The 12,243-nt window shown below is 51.5% G+C and carries 8 protein-coding genes and 1 pseudogene; 1 reads left to right on the forward strand and 8 read right to left on the reverse strand.

Going from position 1 to position 12,243, the window contains the following annotated elements:
• Positions 1-6: 6 nt before the first annotated feature.
• From CA13_RS25865 to CA13_RS35680, 8 genes and pseudogenes are all read right to left on the reverse strand, one after another.
• Positions 7-684: an ABC transporter ATP-binding protein gene (locus tag CA13_RS25865; protein ID WP_419194827.1), complete on the reverse strand. Its 678-nt coding sequence runs from the start codon at positions 682-684 to the stop codon at positions 7-9.
• Positions 677-1,954, reverse strand: coding sequence for an ABC transporter permease (locus tag CA13_RS25870; RefSeq protein WP_146401620.1), 1,278 nt, complete (start codon positions 1,952-1,954; stop codon positions 677-679). The genes CA13_RS25865 and CA13_RS25870 overlap by 8 nt, the downstream gene beginning before the upstream one ends.
• A complete protein-coding gene (locus CA13_RS25875) occupies positions 1,951-3,207 on the reverse strand; it encodes a hypothetical protein (protein ID WP_146401622.1) in 1,257 nt (418 codons plus the stop codon). The genes CA13_RS25870 and CA13_RS25875 overlap by 4 nt, the downstream gene beginning before the upstream one ends.
• Before the next feature lie 203 nt (positions 3,208-3,410).
• Positions 3,411-3,947: a sulfatase-like hydrolase/transferase gene (locus CA13_RS25880; RefSeq protein ID WP_146401624.1), complete on the reverse strand. Its 537-nt coding sequence runs from the start codon at positions 3,945-3,947 to the stop codon at positions 3,411-3,413.
• Positions 3,948-4,195: 248 nt separating this feature from the next.
• Positions 4,196-6,919: an HzsA-related protein gene (locus CA13_RS25885; protein WP_146401626.1), complete on the reverse strand. Its 2,724-nt coding sequence runs from the start codon at positions 6,917-6,919 to the stop codon at positions 4,196-4,198.
• Between the two features lie 413 nt (positions 6,920-7,332).
• Positions 7,333-8,940, reverse strand: coding sequence for a sulfatase family protein (locus CA13_RS25890; RefSeq protein ID WP_146401628.1), 1,608 nt, complete (start codon positions 8,938-8,940; stop codon positions 7,333-7,335).
• 6 nt (positions 8,941-8,946) lie between these two features.
• Positions 8,947-9,336, reverse strand: a complete 390-nt coding sequence (locus tag CA13_RS25895) for an alpha-L-fucosidase C-terminal domain-containing protein (protein WP_146401630.1) — start codon at positions 9,334-9,336, stop codon at positions 8,947-8,949.
• A 6-nt stretch (positions 9,337-9,342) separates the two neighbouring features.
• A pseudogene (locus CA13_RS35680) lies at positions 9,343-10,356 on the reverse strand (alpha-L-fucosidase); the annotation flags it as partial.
• Between the two features lie 237 nt (positions 10,357-10,593).
• Here CA13_RS35680 and CA13_RS25910 point away from each other — a divergent pair.
• On the forward strand, positions 10,594-12,045 hold the full coding sequence (locus tag CA13_RS25910) for an IS1380 family transposase (RefSeq protein WP_146393721.1): 1,452 nt from the start codon (positions 10,594-10,596) through the stop codon (positions 12,043-12,045).
• The last annotated feature ends 198 nt before the right edge of the window (positions 12,046-12,243 follow it).

Consider the following 12,243-nt stretch of genomic DNA (forward strand, 5'->3'; position numbering starts at 1 on the left):
TCTCGATCATTCTTTAATTCGTCCATCGACGAGTGACACTTTTTGCGAGGCATGTTCGAGAGCCCGGTCATCGTGGGTCACCATGACCACGACACCGCCATTGCCGGCAAACTCTTTCATATAGTCAAGCACGATGGTCGCGTTATCCCGATCCAAGTTGCCCGTCGGCTCATCCGCGAAAAGGATGGATGCATTGGCAAAGACAGCTCGCGCCAAGGCCAACCGCTGTTGCTCACCGACACTCAGTTCCGAAGGATGGTGCCCGGCACGAGCGGCCATGCCAAACTGTTCGAGAATGGCTTCGGCACGCTTTTTCGCATTTGCCGATTGCCCCGTCGCTACCTCAGTGACCATCAAATTACCCAACACATCGAGATAGGGTATCAAATGGAATTGTTGGAATACAAAGCCAAGGTTGGCGGCACGAAACCTCGCTCGGTTTGAATTGTTCAGCGAATAGAGATCCTGGCCATTAATCGCAATCGTTCCAACATCAGGCCGGAGCAATCCACCAGCGGCCAACAACAACGTGGACTTTCCGCATCCGCTCGGTCCGTGCAGCGCCACAAACTCGCCTTTGCCAACCGACAACGACACACCACGAAGAGCATGAACTTCACCGCGACTCCCTTTGCCGGGATAGCGTTTTTTAACGCCATTCATTTCCAACACGGACTCACTCATTTCTCAACACCTCCGCAGGATCACATTGCGCGGCGGCAAAAGCAGGGATCCAAGATGCGATGGCTGCGAACAATGGCATGCAGACCAAAACCAGGCCAAGCTCTACAGCAGATGTTAGTTCGTTGGCTGGATAGCCCGCAAACAGCGAGCCTCCTTTTTCGATGAATAGCAATGATGCCCCGATGCCGATCATGCCTCCAACCCATCCGCCAACGGCAGCCTTAAGCAGAAACGCTGTCAGAATCTTAAACGAATTCACTCCCAGGGCCAGCAGCAAGCCTACCTCGTAGACGCGTTCTTTTGCATTTAGAAACACCAACAAACCAATGCCCGCCATACAGAAGATGCCGATCAGTGGAATCAATATCGATGCCAAAGCCTCCCGCTTTTCTTTCAATCGACTCCGACTCTCTTTCATGGATTCGATCTGTTGCCGCGCTGTGGTCTGGCCCGACTTTCGTGCCTCGGCTCTCGCCAACGCCTTACTCTCTTGCTCAATGATTTTCGTCCCTGGCAAAATCTCGCCGAGCTCTGCACGAATCTCACTCAGACGATCGATCGTTGCACAGTTGCATTCCAGTGCCAAGATGGAATTGATCTGCCCCTCTTTGTCAAAAATTTCCTGCGTCTGCTTCAGACTCATCCAAACTGTAATGTCATCTTTCGAACCGCGTTCGCCATAACACTCACGAATCTTGAACTCTCGCCCTTTCAGCGTCACCTGATCGCCGACCTCGAGTTCCAAACTGTTTTGCAACTCATATCCGACGATTAACTCGCCTTCGGGGACCGGATCCAACAGTGGCTTTTTGTTGCTTCCATGCAGTTTCGGAACTTCACCACGAATCCCAATCAAGACAATTTTTCGTTTGTATTCCGGCCAATCCGTGACTTGCGTCAATGTCGGCAACAGATGGTTCACTGTCACAATTTCCGATTGAGCCAAACGAGTAACATATTCTTCTGGCATTGTCTTTGATGCGTAGCCTTGTTCGTAGACTTCGCTCAAATCCTGTCCCTCCGGGAAAATATGGATATTGAAGCCAAGCCCTTTCATCGATACGCGAAGCTCGTCCTCTAGCTTGGCCATCTCTGCTTCGGTCTCTGCCACTTTCTCATTAATCAACCGGCTGGTTTCCAAATCCGTACTGCGCAGTAGCGATATTGATACGAGAAAGGTTGCCGCGGCGACCGCTGCCGCCAAAATCGAAAGCGCAAAGTTAAGCTTTCGATGTCCGATCTCCTTTCGGATCAGAGTGAAAACATTCACAGTGGCCCCTTTTTCTTTTTAGCAATGATGAGACTTGCACCGACAATTAAACAGAGGACTGTACCAAGTAGGATGATCATGTTTCGCCGGAGTAGGGAGGACGGTTTTGGCACCACCTGCTCTGTGAGACTCGACTGTGGCGCATCCGCCTCGGTTGCATTAGCCATTAGCGCGTCGTCCGCCGGCGCATCATCCGCCGAAACATACATCTCCGGTGCATCTGCCTCCACGTCGACCAAGTCAGCTGTTCCCGTTAACGGTGGAAGTTCCCGGTCATGCACTATTTCACTTCCTTCAAGATAGCTGTACCAATCCACGTGACTCAGCAGGTCAACGCCTGGATTCCCCGACTTGATCTGGCATGAACAGATGCCGCAGACATACATGGTCGCCATCTCGACATTGTCAGCACTGATCCCCTCGCCCACCAATGGCAATAGAAAGCGACCGCGTCCGAAAACGGGAAACGCCATAGGCTCATCTTTGTATTCCACCAAATCCTCTTCACTGCTCATCAAAATCGCGCGAAACACCGGTTCAGCCTGCGCTTTCGTCAAACGCTTGACAGCGAAACCAATCTTCAGTGGTATGACCGAACGCAGAAAATTGGCGGGATCATAATTCGCCATCACTTCGGATTGGGTCATCCCTCCGGTAATCTCGCCTGAAGTTTCGATCACACCGGCCGGGAGTGGAACTTCATCGGACAACCACTCCAATTTTTCGAGCAACACATCGTAGGCCTTGTCATCTCGTTCGGGGTTGCCGGAATCCACCAGCACCCATACGGCGGACGTCCCCTTCAGGATTTCCAGCGTCAGCTCTTTTACAAAGGCACTTGAAGTCAATTTCTGAACCGTCTGATCGGTAAACGGTTCGTGGAGAATGACGGTCGGTAGATAAGAACCAAGCGGATAGAGCAGAAAAGCGGTTGGCTCGGTAATTTCCGCCACCGCCGGATAAGCCTCCAACACATCGCTATTTTCTTCATCGGTGATGTCTAGCACATGCACCATCAGGTTACAAAACCCTTCTTCCCGAACGCATTGTTGGCGAAGATCTTCCACCCATTTTTGATGTTCTTCGGACAATTCGCCGCTGACTGCTACAATCAGCCGATATTCATCGCGTTCCCAGCGTTCCAATGCATAGCGGAACACTGGCACACTGCAAGCATAGAGGTTCGTTGTTAAACCCCAAGCCAAAAGGCCCGCAAACGCAACAAATAACTTTCGATTTCGATATCTATTCATGGTTCTCCAAGATTGCAATGTGATTGCTTCTTGAGGATCTCGGTCGGCAATTCAATTATGCACAGTTTACTGGTTTTGGGCGTTTCCAGCAGGTGCCTGGATTGTGGAATTCCTCTCCACAAATCCCGGACCCTTCAACGCTCGATTTTTTCCAGTTGCACTCGGTCAGTTCCATAGTGAATTCGGAACGTCTGTCCGCTACATCAAACAAGCCCGCCAGGATTTTTGAAAGTTCCCGTGACGGAAGCCCCCGCAAGGATCGTAGTCCGCTTGCCCATCGGGATGGCGGCTCCATCCGACGAACTGCACTTCAAGGTTCCATTGAGCGTGACCGCTCCTTTGACCGTTAGTGGGAGATGTTTCCCAAGTTCCAACTCGAGGGTGCCGCTCGTCGACTGATCATGGCTGCGACCATTCCGGTCCGCCCAAGTATGCCAGAGTTGAAATCCGGTCTGTTGGCAGGAACGGGAAGGCGAACAAACCGGTTTGCCATATGCATGCGAGAAATTGGTTCCTCGTTCTGCCAATGCGTCAATGTTGGGCGTAATCAGCTTTTTAATCTCGGTGGTATCCACCCCGTTGGCGGCCGCCAGTGTCTGGTTGGCCCTGATCGTGCCCCAGCCCATAACGTCCGCAAAATAGCAGACAATGTTAGGACGCGGCGCGGGTTCATCTGCCCGAGATAATGCAAAGGACAATAGCATTAGCCCAAAGATCATTCCGATTCGCCTGGCTTTCATTGACTCGACTTCTTCGCGGTTACGGGGTTGTTGCTAATACGGGGATGTTGCGATCACGGGGATGTTGCGATCACGGGGATGTTGCGATCACGGGGATGTTGCCACTAGGAGAGAGGCCATCCGCAGCGTATTGGATCGATGAAACGACATTCGATAGCAATCTTCTGCGCTGCGCATAAATCCGAAGAGATTCCGCCCGCTGTTTGGAAAAATAGAATGAACAGTTCGTGCTGATTGAAAAATTGCCGCTATTTGAACTGATAGTATTTCTTGTTTTTGATCAGTGCTTTGACCGCCTTTGCATTCTCTCTTTGAGTTGTTTTCAAACGTTCTGAGTTGTGAAGGTCCATCTCCGACTCCGCAATGCCCTCATTGCTTTGATCCTCGCGTGGACGCTTCTTTAACAACGCACCGGCGTCCTTTAGGTATGACAATGCCAATGCGCGATGCTGGTCATCTTCCATCAACGCCAACGCTGGACTTTTTTCCGGACGAGTGAAATTCACGAGATGCCCGTTCTCAAGCAGATACGGTAAGAGGCTCCCCCGCTTCGTATACTTGCCGTAGACAAGCTCGCGTTTTCGTGCGCCGTCTTCCAAAGCCAACAATGGACTACGCCCTGGATAATACGACTCATAGCGTCCGTAATAAACTGCATTGATATCGATCCAACTGGTAATCCGCTGCATCTCTTTGTCGGAGAGCTTCACATCATAATGCCCCTCCTTTAGAACGCGAACCAGTTTGCTGCGATGCGACCCCCAAGCATACGCAGGCAGAACACCGGGAGGACCGTCGCCGACAAAGTTGACCATTTTCTCTTCGGAGCCTTCGTAGCGTTGACCGGATTTCGACATCAGTTCGGTATAGGAAACATTGAACGGATAGCTCAGGTCGCCACACAGGTTCAGCTCTTTTCCGGCTTCTTGGTCGTAATCGTGACAGGCGACACAGTGCCGATCGAAAACCGGCTGCACGTCGGTGAGATAGTTGAACGGTTTGGCTTCTTCGACGCTCGGCGTGTCCAGCCAAGGCTCTAGCCGACTCGTTGGCCGGCGCATGGCCATTGGCAATGCGTTATTGGGCATCGGCGTGGAAACACGATTCTCGTGGCAACCAATGCAACCCTGTGTTTCGCCGGGTCGTACGATGGTTGCTGATCGCATCGCTTGAATCATCTGCTTGTTTTCATCCAACGCGTGAATTTGAACGAAGGTATCAGCTGGCAATTCAAAATAGGCCGATCCATCTTCCTCGACAGGCACATCGCCCAAGATACGTTTGTTATTGGTCAGGTTCCAATTCATGGCACCGACCTGCTGAGCATCCGTATTCCAATAGCCACGTTCATCATAGGTCTGACGCGGTGGCGCCTCGATGATGCGTAAATACTTGATCGAGCCCCGCGAGACGTTTGTCATTTCATCTCGATCACCGATATAAACGTCGTTTACATACAAAAAACCGTGATCCATCGTATAGTCGACCGCATCAGGAATCGCAGGAGCACGCTTGCGTGCCGCCAATGGGACGGCACCGTAAGCGCCTAACACCTCGTCGCCGGTTTCATAAACGACAATTTCGTTCCCGAAGATATCAGCGAGCATGATTGCCATCTTCCCGTTCATTTTCGAGCTGCGGTTCTCGCGTTTCCCAACCCGTTTGGACACTAAAAAGAACTGACCGCCACCGGTACCTGCTTCCAAGTCATGCACAGGATAAGGATCTTCATAGCGGGTCGGCAGCTTCTTAAAATTGTCGATAGAACCTCTAAATTTCATTGATCGATTGATTGCATCATCGCTGGGAGTCACCAACTTGCGTCCCGATTCTGGCCACATCTCGATAATCGGCTCGAGTCCATCCATGCCCTTGGATCGATCCACCACGGCCATTGCGCCCCACGGCAGATCATGCGTGGCACCATACACACACACCACACTATCCGTTCCCGGAATGGTCCGAGCATCGAGCATCGCGCCAGGACTCCAAGCATTGTTACCCATAAAGAGCTGATGCCGTGTGCCGTCTGGATTGCTGGTCCAAAGCCCAAGCGACGGTCCAAATTGGCGGTCCACATATTCCCAGCGGCTATAGAGAACCGTTCCATCGGGTCTTAAGCTTGCATGGAAATCGGCTAGATCATTTTTGCTGACCTGTACAATATTTGCCCCGTCCGATTCCATCGTAAACAAGTTCAATGAAATGTGACGGTTACATTGGCAATACTTTGGATCACGCGTGGAACTGAACAAAATTTTTCCATCCGGAAGATAGATGGGATCCACATCCGAAATCATGCTTCCGAAAGTTAGCTGTTTCAAATTGCGACCGTCCACATCGACTTCATAAAGGTGATAATCATCCGCTTTGTTCCTGCGCATGCTGAACAGAATTTTCTGCCCGTCAAAACTGACATCCGCGTCCCTGAAAATCCCGTCCGGCTCTTCCGCCAGCACCTGCTTTCGCGTCACAACCCCCGAATCTTCGATTGAGATGACATCCAATCGCCCCCCCAGACTGTGCCAGCTTTGGATTCCTCCACTGCCGGCGGCCCGATGAATGTCACCGTTCTGGAACATGGTGTTGATCGGACCGTGATTACCCCAATATTGGTCACGTACTTCAATCAGCCAGTCGTGCCCTTTGATATGCGGATGGCTCAGCAAAGCCTCTCGCTGCAACTGATCGTAACTCTCTGATGTCGCGTCCGAGATGCTTTCAAGCCGCTTCAGGTAGTCCGTCCCGCTAGGATATTGCGTCCCAAACGTATCTTTCAAGAAAACAATCGCGTCCCGCAGCGATTCAATTGTGTTCACCCCCCGCGTCTGGGACGTATCCACCCGCGTCTGGGACGCATCCACCCGCGTCGACTCCGACGCCTTTGTCTCTCTGGATTGCTTCGCGATTCCGAAGGCCAATCCAAGCAACACGACGCAAATCGCTGGTAACCATTTTCTGTAACTGTTCATATCCATCGCAATACGTCTTCGTCGAATACTAAGCTAAGCAACTGAACTGGGCGGCCCCCCAACATCATTTGCGGCCAAACGAACATTGAAGCGAACGGCGATTGCCCCCTTTTGCCGCCGTTGCAACATTTCGGAATCACCAGTCTACTCGTAATTCGCCTGTAAGTCTGACGCCCCCCGCCATGGCAACTTGGAACAATCCCATCGGTTAGTTCACTTACGAATATAACCATAAGATTCCCAACGATCGAATTCCGTCTCGTTGCGGACGCGCTGGCACGCGTCAGGCCGCCTTCAAATCCCCACTTCTCAGCTCGGCATGCCCTCACACCACGAATTTCCCGCGCGGATTGCCATCGCAGCCACCATCCAAACGTATTTCATTCTATTGGATCGCAATGGCGTCTCTCCGATTACTTGGCTTTCTTTCCGCTGATTGGATCGGCCATCTGCGCTCGCCAATCAGTGTAGAGTTGTTTCATTTTGGCGACACGTTCAGGGAATTCTAAACTGAGATTCTTCGTTTCACCAGAATCATTCGCCAAATCATAGAGCTGCAATCCGCTTCGTATATTGACATCGGAAAGTGTGGGTTTGACCAATCCGTTTTCGTCTAGGTCGTAAGATTGATACGTTTTCCCGACTTCTCTGTAGACAAGCTTCCAGTCGCCCAACCGAGCGACCCAATTGTTCTGTCTCGGTCCCGAGTCCCAAAACATAGGCTCCGACGCATGCAGTTGGTCCACATCGCCATGAATCAACGGAAGCAAACTCTTACCGTCAAGCTGTTTTTGCGGCGTCATGCCGGTAATTTCTGACAAAGTTGGAAATAGGTCACGATGTGTGACGGTGGCATCGATATGTTTGTTCGCAAAAGCGGATGGCCACGAAACGATCATCGGCACTTTGATTCCGCCGTCCATCAGGCAATATTTGTAGGCATTGATCGGTCCATTGTTCGCATAAGACTGGTCCGAACCACCATTGTCGGACGAGAAAAAGATGAAGGTGTTCTCACGCACGCCTTGTGCTTCAAGTGCGTCCAATAGGTCACCAATCATCGTGTCCATTAACTCAAGATGCGCCAAATAGATTTTTCTGCCATAAGGATCGGGGATACCGAGATGACACGTTTGGTCGTACCACTGACCATAGTCGGGCTGAGCAACAGGGTCCCAGTAAGGGTATTCCCAAACGGCGGCATCGCGATCAAACGGTCTGGCGGGAATTCCAAACTTCTTTCTCAATTGTTCCGGCCCTCGCGTCAACGGAGTATGCACCGCATTGAATTCCAACTGCAAGTAAAACGGCTTGTCACCCTCGGCCGAAATGAAATGGAGTGACTCTCGACCAAACACCTCCGTGGTGGTCGTGTTCTCATACGATTCAAGTTCCCCATTGTCGCGTGTCAGTGGACCGATCGGTGCCATCCGTGCCTTCGCGATGCTGCCTTTCTGTTTTTTTTCATAAGCGGCAACGTCCTTTTCACTGATCAGATTGAAATCCCAAGAATGGTGTTTGAAACCCAAGTAATGGTCGAACCCGTGTTTCATCGGGTCGCTCTTGGGGCCGTTATTCAGATGGGTCTTCCCAATTTTCATGGTTCGATAACCCCCATCACGCATCATCTCGGCAATGGTGTGCTCGTTGGACGGCAATCCCCCCTGGCCGTAGTAGTAGGCTCCCCAACGATGCTGATATCGCCCGGTGGAAAGCGCTAGACGTGAATTGCTGCAAACCGGCGCCGATGCGTAAGCATTTCGGAAGACAACACCTGATGCGGCCAATCGGTCGAGGTGAGGCGTGTTGACTCCATCAGCAACCACATCATGAAAACCAACATCAGCGTAACCAAGATCATCGGCAAGAATCACGATGACGTTCGGCCGATTACCGCTGGGGTCTGAAATTCCTGCGGCAACCTTCTCACCAGCAGCAAACGCAGTGCTTGAGATGACCAGGGCCATTATCAATGTGACCTGCAAACGTGCAGGTGTGTGAAATAATCGAATCGGTTGCATATTTACTCACCACTGTTTTTGAAAAAAAATTCGAAAGGCATAAGCCGCTTCGTTGGGCTTATTGCCATTGGTTTGGATCACCAAGCCTTCGTTTGTCTGTCTCCATCTCACCTTTGTATTGCCACTAACGAAGCCCACTGATCGGATTGCACGAGATTCTTGCGGGTTTCCCTTCGCCAGCGACTTGATGGTAAAGACACCGTCTTGGGGCCAACCGAGCGACGTGGCGTAAAGTGTGTCGCCTTTGGTGGTAAAGCGAATATCCGCCGCGATATTTTCCGCGTTCTCACTTTCAGCGTAATGCCCGGCGACAACTTTTGTCGGACCTTCACCGTAAATTCCCCATGGCCGAGTCTCATGAACCGCCTCACCATTGAGTTTCAACCTCTCACCCATTTCTTTTTAAATCGCGGTTTCCTCTTCGCGGATCGTACCGTCTGATTTTGGACCGACATTCAGCAGCAAGCAGCCATTTTTGCTGACTGTATCGATCAGTTCATCCAGCAGGCTTCCGGACGTCTTGAATTCCACTCTCTCAATATAGCTCCACGCATTCTTTCCAGTGGCAGTATCCGTTTGCCAGGGATACTTATTGATCTTGTCCATACGCCCACGTTCGATGTCGAGCACCATCAGACCTTCCGGGACCGACTCGCGGTTCATGTTCTTGTCTTGGAAAACCACCTCTTTTTTCCATTCAAGTCCCTTGTTGTAGAAATAGGCGAGAATTTTGGGATGCATCTCTTCGTAACCTGGTTTGTCGATGCCGAAATCAAACCACAGAAGGTCGGGTGCAGATTGATCAATGATGTCCGTTGTGCGAGTCCACCAAAGGTCGAGAAAATCCTGACTTGGCAACTCGTCCTTGCTTTTCTTGGGCTTCATATAGAGATCCTGAAACTCAGGATTGTTCGTATCAAAGGCACGGTCCTTCTTGCTGTAGAAACCGCGGGCGGTGGCAAAGTGTGATGAGGCTGCAAACTTTAGGCCCGCCGCCCGAGTTGCATCGGCCAGCATCCGCATCGTGTCTTTCTTGGGTCCCATGTTCACAACATTCCATCACGTATGGTTGGAATTGTACATGGCAAAGGCATCGTGATGTTCGGCAACAGGGACCACATATCTCGCTCCTGCCTCCTTGAACAGTTCCCCCCATGCCTCGGCGTCAAATTTCTCGGCTTTGAACATCGGTATAAAATCTTTGTAGCCGAATTCCGAATGCTCTCCGTAGGTCGCGAGGTGATGTATATACGCCGACTTCCCGTTTCGTTCCCACCCCATGTAGTACTTGTATTTGCCGTACTTCGTTGTTGCGTCGGCTGGAACGGTATACGGCCCCCAGTGCAGAAAGATGCCGAACTTGGCATCGCGGAACCACTCGGGACACTGATAGTGGCTACGAATCGAGTCCCCGTCTGCTTGGTAGCGAAAACCTTCCGCTAGTCCTCAATCAAGCGACTGCTAAGTCGCGAATATTTTATAAAACTCGAAAACCCTTGGCGTTTTACGCGTCTATTGGAGGTTACTAAGACTTCAATCCACGCACGCTACAAGGGGTTTCGAGTGAACATCAGGGTACGTCAACAACTGCGAAAACGCAAACGGAGATTATTACGCAGAATTTCAGTCCAGCATGGAGCGTGGAAATCGCCCATGATTCGTCCTTCCACCACGAAACTCGAACTCGCCGAGAAACAGCAGGCGGTCTCCTGCGGCGGTATCGCAGTGATCCTCGAACTGATCAAGAAGCTTGGTCTGCGGAAGGAACTCAATCGTTCGGCAAAGGTATTCAAGCTCCACCTGCCCTACGACGAAACTGACCACATTCTCAACATTGCCCTGAACCTGCTCGCCGGTGGAACGTGCTTGGATCACATCGAACAACGACGCAACGACGAAGCCTATCTCGATGCACTCGGTGCGGAGCGCATACCCGACCCGACTACTGCTGGAGATTTCTGCCGGAGATTCAGTCACCTCAAGCTGCTCATGGTCATGCAGGCAGTCAATCGCGTTCGGCAAACCGTTTGGAAGCAGCAAGAGGACAGCTTTCTCGATTGCGCCACGATCGAAGCAGACGGAACGATGGTGGAAACAAGCGGTGAAAAGAAATCCGGCATCGGCATCAACTACAAAGGCCAATGGGGCTACCATCCGCTGGTCGTCACGCTCGCGGAAACTCAGGAGCTGCTTTACCTGCACAATCGTAGCGGCAATCGTACCAGCGAGGAAGACTCCGCATTTTTCTATGACTTGGCGATCCAACAATGCACACAGGCGGGCTTTCGAAAGATCGTTCTTCGTGGCGATACGGCCTTCTCGTCGACGGAGCACTTGGATCGCTGGGACAACTCAGGTGTGAAGTTCATTCTTGGCTATTCCGCTCATCGGAACCTCTGCCGCATCGCTGATTCGCTTGCAAAAACCGCATGGAAACGGCTTGACCGTTCGAGGCGAAGCACGCCGGACAAGGCAGAGCGTGCCTGCCGTCCGAACGAGAGAGAACGAATCGTCCAGACCAATGGCTACAAGAATCAACGACTTACCGGAGAGAGTTACGCTGAATTCGAGTATTGTCCCACCGCATGCGAGAAGACTTATCGAATGATCGTTGTTCGCAAAGACATTGATGTAACCAGTGGGCAACAGCTACTGTTCTCCGAAGAGCGATACTTCTTTTATATCACCAATGAAACAGCAGGAACTTTGCCAGCGAGGGAAGTGATTCGCGGCAGCAACCAGCGTTGCGACCAAGAAAACACGATCAGCCAATTGAAAGCCTGTGGAGCCTTGACCGCTCCGCTGGATAACCTTGAAAGCAACATGGCGTACATGCTGTTCGCCTCCTTGGCTTGGACGTTGAAGATTTGGAGCGGGTTGCTGGTTCAAGTCAAGGGCAACGAAAGTCAGAAACGTGTTCGCCGGGAAGCTCGCAACCGAATTATTCGGATGGAATTCTGGACGTATTTGAATTCGCTGATCCTTCTTCCCGCTCAAATCATCCGTTCGTCACGGCAGCGCGTCTTCCGGTTGTTAACCTATCGCCCTACGGTGGACCTACTGATGACCCTACACGATCACATCCGCAAGCCACTGCGATGTTGACGACTCAGCACCAACGAAGCCGAGGTCTGGACGTCTCGGTACCGCTCAAACGCCTAACTCAAAGAACACGAGCCATGCGAAGATCAAGATCGAAAATCAAAAAGCCTGGCCACCGGTCTGCTCGCATCGCACAAGCGAAAAACCCGAAAACGTCACGCGTGGATCGCTTGATTGAGGGCTAGTGCAGGCGTACATAAC

The organism is Novipirellula herctigrandis (genome assembly GCA_007859835.1).
GTDB lineage: Bacteria > Planctomycetota > Planctomycetia > Pirellulales > Pirellulaceae > Novipirellula_A > Novipirellula_A herctigrandis.

Bases quoted from the DNA above. Each gene is read 5' to 3' on its own strand.
- CA13_RS25865 (WP_419194827.1), bottom strand. From the start codon at position 684: ATGAGTGAGTCCGTGTTGGAAATGAATGGCGTTAAAAAACGCTATCCC.
- CA13_RS25875 (WP_146401622.1), bottom strand. From the start codon at position 3,207: ATGAATAGATATCGAAATCGAAAGTTATTTGTTGCGTTTGCGGGCCTT.
- CA13_RS25880 (WP_146401624.1), bottom strand. From the start codon at position 3,947: ATGAAAGCCAGGCGAATCGGAATGATCTTTGGGCTAATGCTATTGTCC.
- CA13_RS25885 (WP_146401626.1), bottom strand. From the start codon at position 6,919: ATGAACAGTTACAGAAAATGGTTACCAGCGATTTGCGTCGTGTTGCTT.
- CA13_RS25890 (WP_146401628.1), bottom strand. From the start codon at position 8,940: ATGCAACCGATTCGATTATTTCACACACCTGCACGTTTGCAGGTCACA.
- CA13_RS25895 (WP_146401630.1), bottom strand. From the start codon at position 9,336: ATGGGTGAGAGGTTGAAACTCAATGGTGAGGCGGTTCATGAGACTCGG.
- CA13_RS25910 (WP_146393721.1), top strand. From the start codon at position 10,594: ATGATTCGTCCTTCCACCACGAAACTCGAACTCGCCGAGAAACAGCAG.